This is a genomic window from Kitasatospora sp. NPDC040550, from assembly GCF_055594965.1.
Window position 1 is genome coordinate 50,952 of sequence record NZ_JBVIWC010000033.1, and the last position, 15,745, is coordinate 66,696.

A 15,745-nucleotide genomic window follows, 5' to 3' on the forward strand; every position below is an offset into this window, starting at 1 on the left:
CGGGGCGTCGTGGTGGTGAGAAGACTGTCGCACAGCGTTCGGGGCGGTGTGGGCGATTTGGACAGAACGCAGGCAAAATTCCCCTGGCATATGCCACTGTGGCAGCGGGCTTCGTCGCCCTGTGTGCGGAAGGGGGTCCGAGGCGGTAACCTTCGGTGATTCCGGCGCCCGGGCGCCCACCGCAGTACCGACCAGAGACCCCGGCGACGGAAATCCCGTTGCCACTACGACCGCCGCAACGGATGCTGACCTCATGTTCGAGCCAGTGATAGCACCTAGCGCCAGCCTCCTTGGCCTCCTGCAACGAGGCCGTGGTGACGGGCAGCTCCATGCGCTGGCCGCCGACCGTGCCGAGGCCATCGCCGCGCTGGAGGAATGCGTCACCAGGGATCCGCGGGCCGACTGGCAGGTCGAGAGCCGCTCCCTCTACTACGCGCGCCTCTACATGGAGCTGGAGGCCTCCCTCGACGGCATCGAGGACCACCTCCACTCCGCCGAGGACCTCGTCAGCGACGACGAGAGCCGCACCGGCCTCGCCCTCTCCGTCCTGGGCCACCTCGCCGCCTACGGCCGGCGCGACGCGCTGCTGATGCTGCGCGAGTACGCCGCCACGGGTGCCAACTGGGCCTGGGCCCTCGACGAACTCGCCCTGCGCGACGACGACCGGGGCCTGCTGCTGCTCGGGACGGCCGTGCTGGACCGGTTCCCGCCGGGCCCGGAGGGCGACGCCGAGCTGCGCGACTTCATCCGCAACGCCTACGAACCCAGGCCCTGGCGGCTCTGGGCGGCCTACCACCCGAGAGTGGCCGCCGCCGCCGAGCAGTCCCCCTTCGACCTCTGGCAGCGCCAGCTCAACCGCGGCGGCGTCACCCCGGGCTGGTCCACCGCCGACGTCCTGGCCTGGGCCGACCAGGGCCAGCTGGGCGACCTCGGCGCCGGCGCCTTCCTGAGCCGCCCCGAGCCCGTGCGCACCGACGAGGACCGCTCGGGTCCCGACGCCGTGGACCGCAGGGCCGCCGCGGCCGCCCGCTGCCTGACCGCCGTGGTCCGTCCCGAGGACCGTCCGGTCCTGCTGGAGGCCGCCCGTGGCGGCCTGCCCGGCGCCCGGCGGGCCGCCCTGCGCTACCTGGTCGACCAGCGCGACCCGGCCGCCCTCGAACTGATCGAGGCCGCCGCAGCTGACGTGGACGAGCGGATCGTCCGGGCCGCATTGGAGCTGCTCGGCCGGATGCGCGGCCCCGAGGTGCTGGCGCAGGCCCGCCGCTGGGCCGACCCGGCCAGCGGGGGCGCCGACAGCGCGCTCGGCGAGACCGCCGTGCGCCTGCTCGCCGACGCGGGGGAGCCGGCCGACGCGCCGCTGGTGGTCGCCGGTCTGCGCCGCTGGATCTCCGTGCACGGGGTCAGCGGTACCGGGCTCGGGTCCCTGGTCGACGGTGCGGGGCGGCTGGCCGCCGCCGACGCTGTCCCGGTCCTGCGCCACGTCTACGGGGAGGCCGCCTCCTCCGAACTGCGCGGCCGCGCCGCCCGGGCGCTCGCCGTGACCGATGTGCGCTTCCCCGAGGGGCCCGCCGTCGAGTGCCTCTGGGACTGCGAGGAGTCCACCCGCGAGCTCGCCGCGCGCCATGTCGCCACCACCGGCGACGCGCGTGTGCTGGAGCGACTGCGCAGGCTCGCCGCCGACCCGGCCGAGGAGGCCGAGGTCCACGCCGCCGTACGCGGCCGACTGACCGCCCGGGAGCCCGGGCGGTAGGTCCGTCAGCATCGGGTGGGCCGGGGCACCGTGTCGGTGCCCCGGCCCGTCGTCGTCACCGGGCCGTTCCGGCCCCTGGTGGAACCGCGTTCTACTTGACCGAGCCCGCGTCCGGGGCCAGCACGCCACCCGCCACCAGACCGATGATCAGAACGCCGAGCAGCACCCGGTACACCACGAACGGCAGGAAACTGTTGTTCGAGATGTACTTGAGGAACCAGGCGATCGCCGCGTAGCCGACCGCGAAGGCGATCAGGGTGGCCAGGATCGTCGGCCCCCAGGCCGGCGCCGGGCCCTCGCCGATCTTGAACAGCTCCAGCGTCCCCGAGGCGAGCACCGCCGGGATCGCGAGCAGGAACGAGTAGCGGGCCGCCGCCTCCCGGCTGTAGCCGAGCAGCAGGCCCGCGCTGATCGTGCCGCCGGAGCGGGAGACCCCGGGGATCAGCGCCAGCGCCTGGGCGAAGCCGTAGGCGGCCGCGTGCGGCAGGGTCAGGTCGGTGATCGGACGGGCGTGGCGCACGGCGCGGGTGCGGTCCGCGAATGCCAGGACGAGGCCGAACACGATCAGCGTGGTGCCGATGATCCGCAGGTCGCGCAGGTGGGTCTCGATGGAGACCTGGAACAGCTTGCCGAGGACGCCGATCGGCAGCGTCCCGAGGATCACGAACCAGCCCGTCCGGGCGTCCGGATCGGAGCGCAGTGCCGGGCGCAACAGCGACAGCGCCCAGGTGCGGACGATCGAGGCGATGTCCCGGCGGAAGTAGATCAGCACGGCGGCCTCGGTGCCGAGCTGGGTGACGGCGGTGAAGGCGGCGCCCGGGTCGTCCCAGCCCAACAGGGCCGAGAACACCCGCAGGTGGGCGCTGGAGGAGACGGGCAGGAACTCGGTGAGCCCCTGGACCAGGCCGAGAACGGCCCCGTGGAACCAGTCGATCACCGAACACCCGCCGGGGGTATCGGGCGGGCGTGGCGGGGGTGCGGCATGGGCGGGTCCTCGCGGGTCGGAGCGGGCGTGCGGACGACCGCGACCCGCGCGGCCCCGGGCCGCGCACGGGCCCGGCGCGCGGCCGATGGTACGGGGTGAAGGTAACAGTTCTTTGTTCACCCTTTAACCGGACTTTGCGCACCGGGCTTGCACCGGAACGGCGTCCGGTGTGCGCCGGGTTCGGGCTCGCACCGAGGTGGCATCGGGTTCGCCCCCGGCCCGCGCCGGGTCAGCCGGCTGGCCGGGCCCGGACCCAGGTGCGGTCCGCCGTCAGGTACCTCTCGATCCGCAGCCCGGCGTCCGCCAGGGCCTCCTCGAAGGCCGCGGTCGAGAGCGGCCGGGACAGGAAGGTCTGGGTCCAGGTGCCGTCCGGGAAGACGTACTCCGCCCGGACCGAATTCACCCCGGCACCGACCGGTGTCGCCGAGAGGATCCGGGCCACCCCGTCCGTCCCGGCGATCCGGCTCTCCCGCGGCACGTTGCGGTGCCAGTCCTCGCCCTCGCGCTGCACCAGCACGCAGCCGTCCCCGGCGACGTGGCGGCGGCAGGTCTCCAACAGGCCCTGGCGGACGGCCGGATCGCCGGCGTGCACCAGGAAGGAGGCGAGCAGCACGACGTCGAAGCGCTCGCCGAGGTCCAGCCGCTCGATCGGGCTGCGCACCGTGCGGACCTCCGGGCGCACCCGGGCGAGCATCTCGGCGGACTCGTCCACCGCCGTCACGGCGAAGCCGCGCTCGACCAGCGGGTGGGTCATCCGGCCGACGCCGCAGCCCAGTTCGAGGATCCGGGCGCCGGGCGGGGCGGCCGCCCCGATCACGTCCGGGGCGTCGCCGACCGGGAGGCGGGTCCACACCTCCACCGCGCAGCCGTCCGGGGTGATCGCGCCCGCGCCCGTGCCGTGGTAGCCCTCGCGCCGGTCGTCGTCCTGGCGCGCGTCGCCGTTCTCGTGCAGGTCGTTGCCCATGAGGGCCATCGGAACACGCGAGGGGCGGGGAGGGAAGGCGGTCCGGACGGCTTTCGGTCAGCCCGTCAGGAGCTCCAGTTCGGCCAGGGTGGCGCGCAGCCAGGCGAGTTCGGCCTCGGTGGTGGCCCGGGCGGTCAGCAGCAGGCCGCGCCGGAACGGGTCGGCGAACTCCTCGGCGCTGCGCGGGCGGTCGCCCTCGTAGAAGAAGCTGGCCGGCTCGGACAGGAAGGCCGGCCGACGGCGGTCGCCACGGCGCTCGGGGAGCCGGCGCGGACGCCCTAGGCTGGACGGCACCGCCGGAGAGGAGCCCCTACGATGCCCGTCGCCGTCCCGCCCGCACTGGCCGCGTCACTGGCCGGGTCCCTCGGCGCGCGTGGACGTGCCTGGGCGGCCCGACTCCCCTCCCTGGCAGCCGAGTTGACCGAACGCTGGGAGCTGCGCCCGGACGGCCCGGTGGCCCACGGCGTGGTCGCGCTGGTGCTGCCGGTGCGCCGCGCCGACGGTACGCCCGCGGCGCTCAAGCTCCAGCCGGTGGACGAGGAGACGGTGGGCGAACCGCTCGCCCTCCGGGCCTGGGGCGGCCGCGGCGCCGTCCGGCTGCTCGACCACCAACCGGCCACCGGTGCCATGCTGTTGGAGCGCCTGGACCCGTCCCGCTCGCTGCTCACCGTGGCCGACGACCTCGCGGCGGTACGGGTGATCGCCGAATTGCTGCAACAGCTGACACTCCGTCAGGCGCCGCCCGGCCTGCGCACCTTGACCGAGGTCGCGGACGGCCTGCTGCGGAGCGCTCCGGCCGCGGCCGCCGCCCACGCCGACCCGGACGAGCGGCGCCTGCTCGCCGACTGCGCGGCCGCCCTCCGTGCCGTCCGCGCCGAGCCGGGCGACCGGCTGCTGCACTGGGACCTGCACTACGGCAACGTCCTCGCCCCGCTGCCGGGCGCCGACCGGGCGCCCTGGCTGGCCATCGACCCCAAGCCGCTGGCCGGGCACCCCGGCTTCGAACTGCTGCCCGCGCTGCGCAACCGCTGGGCGGACGTCACGGCCGACGGCAGCCCGGCCCGGGTGCTGCGGCGCCGCTTCGACGTGCTGGTGGAGGCGCTGGAGGTGGACCGGGAGGCGGCCGTCTCCTGGACGCTCGCCCGGGTGCTGCAGAACGCGGTCTGGGCGGTCGAGGAGGGGGAGACGGCGCTCGACCCGGGCCAACGCGTCATCGCGGAGCTGTTGTCGGGCCGGGGCTGACGGGCGCCCGGTGCCGCCACCGGGTGTGGACCCGGCCCCCACTCCGCCACCGCCCGGTCGGCCCGCCGCTACGCCCGTACCGCCGCTACGCCCGTACCGCCGCTACGCCCGTACCGCCGTGAACCGGACCCGCACCCCGGGCGCCAGCAGGGCCGCTGGCTCCCGGGCCGGGGCCCAGAGCGCCAGCGCCGTCCGCCCGATCAGCTGCCAGCCGCCGGGGGACGGGCTCGGGTAGACGCCGGTGTACGTCCCGGCCAGCGCCACCGAGCCGGCCGGGACGGTGCTGCGCGGGGTGGCCCGGCGCGGCACCCCGTACTGCGGGGGCAGTCCGGTGAGGTAGCCGAAGCCGGGGGCGAAGCCGCAGAAGGCGACCACGTACTCGGGCTCGGTGTGGATCCGTACGGCCGCCTCGGTGGAGACGCCCCAGAGCGCCGCGACCTCCGCGAGGTCGGCGCCGTCGTACACGGTCGGGACCTCCACCAGCGGCCCGCCCGCGGTCGTGGCCGCCGCCGGACGGGCGGTGCGCAGCAGCGCGGTCACCGAAGTGACGTCCGCGACCTCGTCCAGCAGGACGGTGCGGGCGGCGGGCACGATCTCGCCGACCGCGCCGAGCTCCCCGCCGGTCTGCCGGTCGCGCAGCCAGCAGTACAGCGCGGCGACCTCGGCCGTTCCCGGGAGCTCGACCAGCAGCGCCCGCTCGCCGACCCGCCGCACCGACGGGCCCGCGCCGCGTGGTTCCCCGCCGAGCGGGTCCCCGCCGTGCGGCCCCCCGGCCTCGCCCGTCACGTGAACGCCTCGACCCGCACCCCGGCCGAGGCCAGTGCCCCACGGATCCGCCACGCGAGCTGGGCGGCGCCGGGGGTGTCGCCGTGGACGCACAGCGAGCGGGCCTCGACGGCGATCCGGTCGCCGCCGACGGCCTCCACCGCGCCGTCCCGGGCGATCCCGACGGCCCGGGTGATGACCGTTTCGGGGTCGTGCACCACCGCGTCGGGTTCGCGGCGCGGGACGAGGGTGCCGGCCCAGGTGTAGGCGCGGTCGGCGAAGGCCTCGGCGACCACCGGCAGTCCGACCCCCTCGGCGACGGCGAGCAGCCGGGAGCCGGGCAGTCCGAGGACGGGCAGCGGCCCGTCGCAGACCGCGCCGGCCCGCAGCACCCCGGCCACCACGGCCTCGGCCTGCTCGGAGTCGGAGACCACCCGGTTGTAGAGCGCGCCGTGCGGTTTGACGTAGGAGACCCGGGAGCCGGCGGCCCGGGCGAAGACCTGGAGGGCGCCGATCTGGTAGGCGATCTCGTCGGCGAGTTCCCCCGGCGGGACGTCCATGGCGCGGCGGCCGAAGCCCGCGAGGTCGCGGTAGGAGACCTGGGCGCCGATCCGGACGCCGCGTTCGGCGGCCAGGGCGCAGACCCGGCGCATCGTGGACGGGTCCCCGGCGTGGAAGCCGCAGGCGACGTTGGCGCTGGTCACCACGGAGAGCAGGGCCTCGTCGTCGGTCAGGGTCCAGCGTCCGAACCCCTCGCCGAGGTCCGCATTGAGATCGATCACCGCATCGGCCACGCCCGTCCGCCTCCCAGCAGCTGTTGAGCCAGATGGTAGGGCCTGGCGGTGAAGCCCGTTGTCCGTCACCCGGACGGCCGACGGGCCCACCGGCGCGCAGCCTTCACGTACGCGCCCCGGGGCGGCTCCCCGGGGCGGTCGGCTCAGTTCGCGGCAAGGCGCTGCTGGAAGGAACGTTCCAGCGGACGCAGGGCGCGGAGCACGATCAGCAGCGGAACCACACCGAAGACGCCGAACGACATGTCGATGAATCGCCACGCCAGCGGGATCCCGCGCAGCGGTCCGCAGATCAGTGCCAGCGGGATCACCGCGCCGCAGGCGAGCACCGCCCAGCGGATCACCCAGATGTTGCGGACCGGGTCCTTGAGCGGCCCCCAGAAGGCGGCGCCGATCACCAGGTGGGCGAAGGCCAGCCAGTCGCTGCCGTGCGCGAGGAAGGGGTAGCTCCGGTTGGTCTCCACGAGGCCGGTGTGCACCCGCTCGAACCAGGCGGTGGCACCCGGGAAGCGGTCGGCCAGCGGGGCGGCCGGGCCGGTGGCGAGGTCGACCAGCCAGCCGGTCTCGGTCTCCAGCGGGAAGGCGGTCAGGCCGCTCAGCACCAGGCAGACCAGGAAGAGACCGAGCCAGCGCCGGACCCGCCGCAGGATGACCGCAGGATCGCCGTCCATCACGCACACCTCCCGCGCGCGCCGGGCGCGCGCCCATGCCGGTTGTGCAGGCGGGCCTTGTCCCGTCTGCGTACGGCTGACTCTAGACCCTTGATTTGAACGTGTTCAACATGACCCTCCCGGTCCCTCGCGACCCCGGCCGAGGGCCCGGCGACCCGCCCCCGGACGTACCGGTGACCGCCCCCCGGACGCACCGGTGCCCGGGCGCCGAAGCGGCACCCGGGCACCGGGAGGGGGAGTGGCTACGCCGTGTACGTGAACGTCATCGGCGTGCTGGTGCCGCCCGCCGTGGTGACCGTGACGTCCACCGGCCCGGGCGCGCCGGCCGGCGGCGCGTAGGCCGTGCAGTACTGCGGACCGCAGGAGACGCGGTTGGCGGGCACCCCGCCGAACCGGACCGCGCCGTACGCCAGGTTGCGGCCCGCGATGGAGACCGAGGTGCCGCCGGCCGCCGGTCCGGCGGCCGGGCCGAGGTACGTGACCGTCGGTGCGGGCGGCGCCGGCGGGGCGGCACCGGTGTAGTCGAAGGTCACCGGGGCCGCGGCCGTGCCGCCCGGGGTGACCACGCTGACCGGGGCGCTGCCGGATCCGCCGGGGGTGGTCACCGTGCAGGCGGTGTCGGTGCAGCTGCCCGGCGCCGGGACGCCGCCGACCAGCACCATGCCGTGGGCCAGGCTGCTGCCGCTGACGGTGACCGCGGTGCCGCCGGCGCCCGGGCCGGTGGCGGTGTCCAGGCCGGTCACGGACGGCGCGTTCGGGACGACCGGCGCAGGGGTGCTGCCGTCCAGCGTCACGATCGCGACGTGGCCGGTCGGGTCGGTGTCGTTCGGGTTGCCGATGGTGGCGACCAGCTGGCCGGACGCCTTGCTCGGGTCGCCGTACACCTTGAGCTTCATGAACTCGGAGAACCCGACCCGTCGGGACCCCACCAGGACGGCGTCCAGGTGGCGGCCGTCCGGCGAGACGGTCTCGGTGAAGGTGTAGTCGTACGGCGTGGAGTAGAACATCGCGCCGTCGGTGGTGAGGCCCTGCGGCAGGTCGAGCGTGATGTGGGTCGGCCCGGTCAGGTCGGCCGTGCCGGCCGAGGTCCAGCCGACCGAGAACTGGCCCGGTCCGGGCGGGGCGGTGCGCGGCAGGTAGCCGTTCAGTGAGACCGTCACGTGCTGCGTCGAGGGGCCGGTCGTATCGGTCGGCGCGGCCGTGGCGGCGGCGGCGCCGGTGACGAGGGTGGTCACGGACAGCGCGGCGGCGAGGCCGGCTTTCGCCAGTCGGGTGATCATGGGTCGATCATCACCGAACCATCGCGCTGGCCTCACGGTTTTCTCGCATGTTCGTTCGAGAATGGCGGAATCCCGTCGAAACCCCGTTCCGATTCGGCCCCGTGCGCCGCTCCCCAGCTGCCGCTCCGCCCGTCCACAAGGTCCGTTTCGGTCGATGTCGGTGCGAACCTCTAATCTTGTCCACCGTGACCGTCATCGCTGACCCGCCCACCGAGCCTGGCCTCCGCCCGGCCGCCGGCGCCGCCGTGCCCGCACCGCGGCCCGCGCCCGGCCCCGCCGCCGACGAGGGCCTGGCCCGCCGGCTCAAGGCGCTGGCCTGCACCGCCCCGCTGCACGACCTGGACAGCCGCAAGGTCAACCTGGCCGGCGAGTACGGCGGCTACGCGATGGCCGAGGTCGGCCTCGCCGCGATCGACCTGGTCACCCTGCACATGGACTTCGACACCGGGGCCGACCGCGAGATAGTGCTCGCCCGGATGCTGCCCCGGGTCGCCGCCCAGGCCCCGCGCCGGCCCGCCCCCGAGCACGAGCGGGTCGCCCGCTGGGTGCTGGAGTCGCTGATCAACGTCGGCAGCGTGGACCGCGGCTTCCGCGCCGTCTACGGCACCTTCGGCGCCGACGGCGAGTACGTCCGCCGGGACTACGACTTCAAGCTGATCGAGGAGGTCCCCGGCCCCGACGGCGGCGTCTACCTGCGCACCACCGACGAGGCGGTCAACGTCCTGGTCGGCGCGCTCGACACCGACGTCACCTCGGCCCAGATCGCCGCCGAGGTCAAGCTGGAGGTGCTGATCCGGCGCGGCCGCCTGGCCGACGCCCAGCTCGCCGCCGAACAGGCCCGCTACCGCACCGTCCAGTACGCCGAGACGCTGCGCCGCGCCCTCGACGCCACCCGCCGCAACGTCCGCGCGGTCGACTGGATGCAGGCCGTCCCGGACCTCATCGACGAGGCGCTGGACCACATCGCCGACCGCTACCGGCACGAGAACGCGATTCTCACCAACATCCGCAAGGCCCGCGACGAGGCCGAGGACCAGGAGCACAAGCGCCGCGCCGCCGAGCTCGTCGACATCGTCAAGGACTGCATCCGCCGCCACACCCAGCTCCAGACCCGGCTGCTGGAGGCCGGGCCGCTGTTCCGCGCCGAGCAGGACCGGCAGGCCTTCGCCACGCCCGGCGCCCGCAGCGGCATCGACCTGTACGGCCAGCTGCTCGCCCCCGTGCTGCGGCTGCCGGTGGAGCAGGCCGTCCGGCCCACCGGCGCCTTCTTCGCCCGCGGCGCCGGGCTCCGCACGCCCGTCTCGGTCCGGGTAGCCGACCTGGTCGACCTGCTGCTCACCCCGCCGGTCGAGCGCGAGCACCTCGGCGCCGAACTGCCCGACCCGGACCTCGTCGCCACCCCGGACGACAGCCGCTTCTCCGAGGCCCAGCTGGAAGCCGCCCAGGAACTGCTCGACCTGCCCCCGGACGCCCCCCGCCGGCTCTCCGGCCTGCTCGCCGACGCCCGCAAGCAGGACCCGGAACTCCCCTACCTGGTCGCCCTGCTGGCCGTGCACGCGGCCAGCCCGCCGGTCGGCACCGCCTACCGCCAGGGCGAGGAGCGGTTGCTGTTCGCCGTGGACGACGGCACCCCGCTGCGCGACCGGGAGTTCGGCGGCGCCGACCTGATCGTCGGCAGCGCCCTGCTCGACGCGGTCGGCATGGCCGCCGACCGCAAGGACGCCGGCTGACCGGCCCGGCCGCGACACCCCCAGGCACCACGTTGACGACCCACCACCACCGCGCCACCCCCGAGGAGCACCGCCCGTGACGACCCACCACGACACGTCCTGGGCGGCCGAGACCGAACCCGCGGCCCCCGCGCCGATCACCCCGGCCGACGTCGCCGACGCCGCCCGGCTGGTCTCCTTCGGCCTCCAGGCCAAGCTGCTCCCCGCCCGCGACGCCGAGTACGCCGAACTCGTCCGCCGCCACCGCGAGGACCCGCCGTTCGCCCGCCTCGCCGACGCCGTCGCCACCGGCATGGGCCTGGTCGTCCTGGAGGTCTCGCCGCGGGCCGGCATGGCCGTCGCCGCCGCCGAGGAGTCGCTGTTCGCCGTCCGGATGGGCGACTACTCCCGCCGCGCCGCCTCCGAGTCCACCGACCGCTTCCTGCACGGGCTGGCCCACCTCGCCGTCGCCGCGATGGCCTTCCCCCGCCCCGAGGACCTCGCCGACGACGGCTACCTCGGCCGGATCACCGTCAACGGCGTCGACTCCTTCGTCCGCCAGGCCTGCCGCCGCCTGGAGGAGCAGGCCGACGCCGAGGGCGCCAACACCGACCCGGCCAGCGACGCCCCCGGCCTGGAGGCCGCCTGGCGGGTCTGGGCCCGGCGCACCGCCACCGGCGCCACCAAGGACGCCCGCCGGCTCTCCGGCTCCACCATCGGCATCGTGGCCAAGGCGGTGATGTTCCTGGTCGACTCCGGCTTCCTGCAGAAGGTCTCCGACGACTCCGGCGGCACCTACCGCACCACCGCCCGCTACCAGCTCCAGGTCCGCGACCTGGCCGGCAGCGCCGCGATGGCCGAACTGCTCGACCTCGGCATCGTCCCGGTCTCGGACGGCACCGCCAGCCTGCTGCCGCCGGACACCGGCGACGAGCTGGTCGCCGACGCCGGCCTGCCGTTCCACTCGCTCTGATCGCTCTGACAACCCCATAAGACGCACGGAGAACCGCCGCACATGTACGAGCTCAACCGGGTCCGCCTCTACTCGATCGGACCGGCCGGCGCCCGCTACGCCGACACGGTGCTCGACCTGCGCGGCGTCGGCGAGCCCGTCGCCGACCCGGCCCCGCAGCAGATCGGCCTGTTCGGCGAGGACACCGACGGCCCGGTCCGCCGCCCCGCCCCGGCCGGCGTGCTCTTCCTGGAGAACGGCGGCGGCAAGTCCGTCCTGCTCAAGCTGATCTTCTCGGTGATGCTCCCCGGCCACCGCAACACCCTCGGCGGCGCCAGCTCCGGCGTGCTGCGCAAGTTCCTGCTCGCCGACGACTGCGGCCACGTCGCCCTGGAGTGGCAGCACACCGTCACCGGCGAACTGATCGTGGTCGGCAAGGTCAGCGAGTGGCGCGGCCGCCAGGTCTCCTCCGATCCGCGCAAGTTCGCCGAGACCTGGTACTCCTTCCGCCCCGGCCCCGGCCTCACCCTCGACTCGCTCCCCGTCGCCGAACGGGTCAGCCTGGCCGGCGACCAGAAGGCCCGCGGCCGCCGCCGCACCATGAAGGGCTTCCGCGACGCCCTCACCGAGGCCGGCAAGGCCCACCCCCACCTCGACCTGGTCTTCGAGGACGGCCACGACCGCTGGACCGAACACCTCGGCGAACTCGGCCTCGACCCCGAACTCTTCCGCTACCAGCGCGAGATGAACGCCGACGAGGGCGAGGCGGCCGGCCTCTTCGCGGTCAAGCAGGACAAGGACTTCACCGACCTCCTGCTGCGCGCCGTCACCGACACCCGGGACACCGACGGCCTGGCCGACCTCGTCCACGGCTTCGCCGCCAAGCTCGGCCTGCGCTCCGAACTCACCGCCGAACGCGACTTCACCGCCGGCTCGCTCGACCTGCTGGAACGCATCGTCGAGGCCACCGGCGCCCGCGAGACCGTCCGCGAGGCGCACCGCACCGCCGAACGCCGCGCCCGCCGCCTCGCCCACGCCCTCACCTCCCGCGCCGCCGCCGAACGCGACCGCGCCCAGGACCTCGCCATCGAGGTCGCCGCCGCCGTCAGCGCCGTCACCGCCGCCGAGTCCGACCGCACCCGGCACAGCCTGATCGCCGACGAACTCACCCACCGGCACGCCACCCTGAGCCTCGCCGCGGCCACCGCCGAGGCCGCCACCCTGCGCCGCGAACTCATCGACGCCCGCACCCTGCACTCCGCCTGGCAGGCCGCCGAGGCCGTGCTGCGCCAGCGCGCCGCCGCCGACCGGGTCGCCCGGGTCGCCGTCGCCATCCGCGAGGCCGAACTGGACGCCGCCCCGGCGCTCGCCGCCCGCGCCCGCGCCGCCGGCGCGCTCGCCCGCGCCCTGGAAGCCGCCGCCGCGGCCGCCGAGACCCGCGCCGACACCGAGGAGCAGCGCGCGAGCGAGCTCCAGGAGGACGGCGGCAAGGCCCAGTCCGACGCCACCGAGGCCGCCACCGCCGCCCAGAAGGCCCGCAGCGAGGCCGAGCACCTGCGCCAGCGCCTCGCCGAGGTCGAGCAGGAGACCGAGGCCGCCGTCGAGGCCGGCTTCATCGACTCCGACGGCGACGTGGACCCGGCCCGCGCCGCCCTGCACGCCGCCGACGTGGAACAGGCCGCCGCCGCGGCCCTCGCCCAGGCCCGGACCGTCACGGAGTCCTGCGCCACCCGGCTGCGCGAGGCCGCCGCCGCCACCTCCCGCGCCGAACTCGCCGCCGAACGGGCCGGCGACGCCCGCAAGGACGCGGCCCGGGCGCTGGCCGCCGAGCAGCGCACCGCCGCCCTGCTCGCCACCGAGCAGCGCCTCGCCGACCTGCTCTCCCTCACCCCGTACCAGGACGGCGCCGAGGAGGACGCCGGTTTCCTCACCCCCGCCGTGCTCGACCGCAACGCCGAGTACCTGCGCGAACTCCTCGACGAGGCCATCGCCACCGCCGAACGCACCCTGTTCGACCTGCGCACCGCCGCCGCCGACGACTCCCGCATCCTCGCCGCCCTCGGCGACGGCGGCCTGCTGCCGCCCGGCCCCGACGTGCTGGCCACCGTCGAGTACCTCGCCGAGCACGGCATCCCCGCCCTGCCCGGCTGGCGCTACCTCGCCCAGTCCGTCGACCCCACCGACCACGAGGCGATCCTCGCCGCCCGCCCCGAACTGGTGGACGGCGTGGTCGTCACCGACCCGGCCTCGCTGGAGCGCGCCCGCGAGGCCCTCCAGGCCGCCGCCCTGCTGCCGCGCTCCACCGTCGCCGTCGGCGCCGCCGCCTCGCTGATCGCCCCGATCACCGACGAACCCGCCTTCTTCCTGGTGCCGCCGAACCCGGCCATGCACGACGAGTCCGCCGCCGACGGCGAGCGCCGCGAACTGCGCGCCCGCGCCGCCGCCCGCGAGGAGCACATCCGCGAACTCGCCGGCCGGCTCGGCGCCGACCGCGCCCTCGCCGCCCGGCTCGCCTCCTGGCACGCCAGCTGCCCGCCCGGCACCCTCGCCGAACTCGCCGCCGCCGCCGAGGCCGCCCGCGAGCACGCCGAGCAGGCCGCCGCCGCCCTGGCCACCCTGCGCGCCGACCACGACGAGGCCGAGACCGACCACGCGGCCGCCGCCTCCGCCCACGAGGAGCACCGCGAGACCGCCCAGCGCGCCCGCCGCCGCGCCGACGCCCTCTCCGGCCTCGCCTTCCGGCTGCGCGAGCGCGCCAACTGGGCCCGCCGCCAGCGCGAACTCGCCGAGGACGCCGCCGAGTGCGACCGCCGCCAGGCCGTCTGCGCCGAACGCGCCCGCACCTGCGACGAGGACCGCCGCGCCGCCCAGCGCGCCGCCGACGACGCCCGCCGCACCGTGCGCGCGCTGCGCGCCGAACGCGCCGAGATCCCCGCCGCCGAGCAGGCCGACGAGCCCGCCGAGCAGACCGCCCCCGCCGCGCTGCCCGCCCTGCGCGAGGCCTACCGGGCCGCCGCCCAGCTGTACGAGAAGGTCGGCGTCGGCGCCGACCTGCGCGCCGAGCAGGCCCGTGCCGAGGGCGACGAGGCCGCCGCCGCGGCCGAGCTCGACCGCCTCACCAACAAGGTCCGCACCCGCGCCGAGGAACTCCTCGGCAGCCCCGACGGCGCCGACGGCCCCGCCCGCCAGGCCGCCGCCGCCCGGGCCGAGGAACTGGTCGCCACCATCGAGGCCCGCTCCGCCGCCGCCAGCGAACAGCTCGGCCGGCTGCGCGGCGAGGCCGAGCGCTCCGCCCCCGCCGACGGCGAGGCGCACACCGAGCTGCCCGAGGACCTCGTCCCCACCGACCCCGAGCACGCCCAGGTCCTGCTGCGCACGGCCACCAGCCGGCTCGCCGAGTGCCGCGAGGCCGTCGACACCGCCCGCACCGCGCACGCCGACCTCCAGCGCACCTTCGACGCCGCCCAGTCCGCCGCCGCCGACTTCGACGAGCTGGCCGGCCAGCTGCGCGACGGCCTGCGCGAGCAGCAGGAGGAGGACGGCCAGTCGGTCGAGCCCTACCTCGGCTCGCTGCCCGAGGCCCGCAACGCCTCCACCGACGCCCGCCGCGCCCTGCGTACGGCCGTCGGCGAGCTGTCCTCCGCCGAACTCGCCGTCCGGGACGCCTCCGACGCGCTGGTCCGGCACGCCAACGCGGCCCGCTACGAGGCCGTCCGCACCCCCGCCCGCCAGCAGATCCGCGAACTGCCCGCCGCCGCGCTGCCCGAGCACGCGGCCGCCTGGGCCGCCGCCTTCGCCCCCCGGCTGCGGGTGCTCACCGACGAGCTCACCCAGCTGGAGCGCAACCGCGGCTCGATCGTCGACCGGCTGCGCGGACTGGTCGAGTCCTCGCTCACCACCCTGCGGGCCGCCCAGCGGCTGTCCCGGCTGCCCGAGGGGCTGGGGGAGTGGTCCGGCCAGGAGTTCCTGCGGATCCGCTTCGAGGACCCGGACCACGCCACCCTGGTGGAGCGCCTCGGCGAGGTCATCGACGAGGCCACCCGCGCCGCCGTCCGGAAGAACAGCGACCTGCGCCGCGACGGCATGTCCCTGCTGCTGCGCGGCGTCGCCGCCGCGATCGGCCCGAAGGGCGTCAGCGTCGAGATCCTCAAGCCCGACGCGGTGCTGCGCGCCGAGCGGGTGAGCGTCGGCCAGATGTCCGACGTCTTCTCCGGCGGCCAGCTGCTCACCGCCGCCATCGCGCTCTACTGCACGATGGCCGCGCTGCGCGCCAACGACCGCGGCCAGTCCCAACTGCGGCACGCCGGCACGCTGTTCCTCGACAACCCGATCGGCCGCGCCAACGCCACCTACCTGCTGGAGCTCCAGCGCGCGGTGGCGGACGCGCTCGGCGTCCAGCTGATCTACACCACCGGCCTGTTCGACACCACGGCGCTCGCCGAGTTCCCGTTGGTGATCCGGCTTCGCAACGACGCCGACCTGCGGGCCGGCCTCAAGTACATCTCGGTGGAGGAGCACCTGCGCCCGGGCCTGCCCGCCCCGCAGGACCCGGACGGCCCGACCATCCACGGCGAGATCACCGCCACCCGGATGTTCAAGCGCCCGGCGGAGGTTCCCGTCCAGCCGTGAACTGGTT

The 15,745-nt window shown here is 75.7% G+C and carries 11 protein-coding genes and 1 pseudogene; 5 read left to right on the plus strand and 7 right to left on the minus strand.

Going from position 1 to position 15,745, the window contains the following annotated elements; genetic code table 11:
- Positions 1 to 253: 253 nt before the first annotated feature.
- A complete protein-coding gene (locus ACZ58X_RS34930) occupies positions 254 to 1,750 on the plus strand; it encodes a HEAT repeat domain-containing protein (protein WP_470337592.1) in 1,497 nt (498 codons plus the stop codon).
- A 91-nt stretch (positions 1,751 to 1,841) separates the two neighbouring features.
- Here ACZ58X_RS34930 and ACZ58X_RS34935 read toward each other — a convergent pair whose 3' ends face one another.
- The 3 genes and pseudogenes from ACZ58X_RS34935 to ACZ58X_RS34945 all read right to left on the minus strand — a co-directional run.
- A complete protein-coding gene (locus tag ACZ58X_RS34935; RefSeq protein ID WP_470337614.1) occupies positions 1,842 to 2,684 on the minus strand; it encodes an undecaprenyl-diphosphate phosphatase in 843 nt (280 codons plus the stop codon).
- Between the two features lie 280 nt (positions 2,685 to 2,964).
- Positions 2,965 to 3,699 (minus strand): class I SAM-dependent methyltransferase, encoded by a 735-nt coding sequence (locus ACZ58X_RS34940; protein ID WP_470337593.1) that lies wholly within the window; start codon positions 3,697 to 3,699, stop codon positions 2,965 to 2,967.
- 57 nt (positions 3,700 to 3,756) lie between these two features.
- A pseudogene (locus ACZ58X_RS34945) lies at positions 3,757 to 3,942 on the minus strand (PadR family transcriptional regulator); the annotation flags it as partial.
- Between the two features lie 72 nt (positions 3,943 to 4,014).
- Here ACZ58X_RS34945 and ACZ58X_RS34950 point away from each other — a divergent pair.
- Positions 4,015 to 4,941, plus strand: coding sequence for an aminoglycoside phosphotransferase family protein (locus ACZ58X_RS34950; RefSeq protein ID WP_470337594.1), 927 nt, complete (start codon positions 4,015 to 4,017; stop codon positions 4,939 to 4,941).
- A gap of 102 nt (positions 4,942 to 5,043) precedes the next feature.
- Here the strand turns inward: ACZ58X_RS34950 and pxpB are convergent, their stop codons facing one another.
- From pxpB to ACZ58X_RS34970, 4 genes are all read right to left on the minus strand, one after another.
- A complete protein-coding gene (gene pxpB, locus ACZ58X_RS34955) occupies positions 5,044 to 5,655 on the minus strand; it encodes a 5-oxoprolinase subunit PxpB (RefSeq protein WP_470337615.1) in 612 nt (203 codons plus the stop codon).
- Between the two features lie 68 nt (positions 5,656 to 5,723).
- Positions 5,724 to 6,500, minus strand: a complete 777-nt coding sequence (locus ACZ58X_RS34960) for a LamB/YcsF family protein (protein WP_470337595.1) — start codon at positions 6,498 to 6,500, stop codon at positions 5,724 to 5,726.
- Positions 6,501 to 6,643: 143 nt separating this feature from the next.
- Complete coding sequence (locus ACZ58X_RS34965) at positions 6,644 to 7,168, minus strand: hypothetical protein (RefSeq protein WP_470337596.1); 525 nt, start codon at positions 7,166 to 7,168, stop codon at positions 6,644 to 6,646.
- A gap of 242 nt (positions 7,169 to 7,410) precedes the next feature.
- Positions 7,411 to 8,448, minus strand: coding sequence for an IPT/TIG domain-containing protein (locus ACZ58X_RS34970; protein WP_470337597.1), 1,038 nt, complete (start codon positions 8,446 to 8,448; stop codon positions 7,411 to 7,413).
- Positions 8,449 to 8,693: 245 nt separating this feature from the next.
- Here ACZ58X_RS34970 and ACZ58X_RS34975 point away from each other — a divergent pair, with 245 nt between their 5' ends.
- The 3 genes from ACZ58X_RS34975 to ACZ58X_RS34985 all read left to right on the plus strand — a co-directional run bounded on the left by ACZ58X_RS34975 (position 8,694) and on the right by ACZ58X_RS34985 (position 15,738).
- On the plus strand, positions 8,694 to 10,178 hold the full coding sequence (locus ACZ58X_RS34975) for a hypothetical protein (RefSeq protein WP_470337616.1): 1,485 nt from the start codon (positions 8,694 to 8,696) through the stop codon (positions 10,176 to 10,178).
- Between the two features lie 76 nt (positions 10,179 to 10,254).
- Entirely contained in the window at positions 10,255 to 11,130 is an 876-nt protein-coding gene (locus ACZ58X_RS34980; RefSeq protein WP_470337598.1) for a hypothetical protein, read from the plus strand.
- Between the two features lie 42 nt (positions 11,131 to 11,172).
- Positions 11,173 to 15,738, plus strand: a complete 4,566-nt coding sequence (locus tag ACZ58X_RS34985) for a hypothetical protein (protein ID WP_470337599.1) — start codon at positions 11,173 to 11,175, stop codon at positions 15,736 to 15,738.
- The last annotated feature ends 7 nt before the right edge of the window (positions 15,739 to 15,745 follow it).

What these genes read in the sequence shown, in the direction of transcription:
- ACZ58X_RS34930 (WP_470337592.1), top strand. Translation starts at nt 254, where the DNA reads ATGTTCGAGCCAGTGATAGCACCTAGCGCCAGCCTCCTTGGCCTCCTG.
- ACZ58X_RS34940 (WP_470337593.1), bottom strand. Translation starts at nt 3,699, where the DNA reads ATGGGCAACGACCTGCACGAGAACGGCGACGCGCGCCAGGACGACGAC.
- ACZ58X_RS34950 (WP_470337594.1), top strand. Translation starts at nt 4,015, where the DNA reads ATGCCCGTCGCCGTCCCGCCCGCACTGGCCGCGTCACTGGCCGGGTCC.
- ACZ58X_RS34965 (WP_470337596.1), bottom strand. Translation starts at nt 7,168, where the DNA reads ATGGACGGCGATCCTGCGGTCATCCTGCGGCGGGTCCGGCGCTGGCTC.
- ACZ58X_RS34970 (WP_470337597.1), bottom strand. Translation starts at nt 8,448, where the DNA reads ATGATCACCCGACTGGCGAAAGCCGGCCTCGCCGCCGCGCTGTCCGTG.
- ACZ58X_RS34985 (WP_470337599.1), top strand. Translation starts at nt 11,173, where the DNA reads ATGTACGAGCTCAACCGGGTCCGCCTCTACTCGATCGGACCGGCCGGC.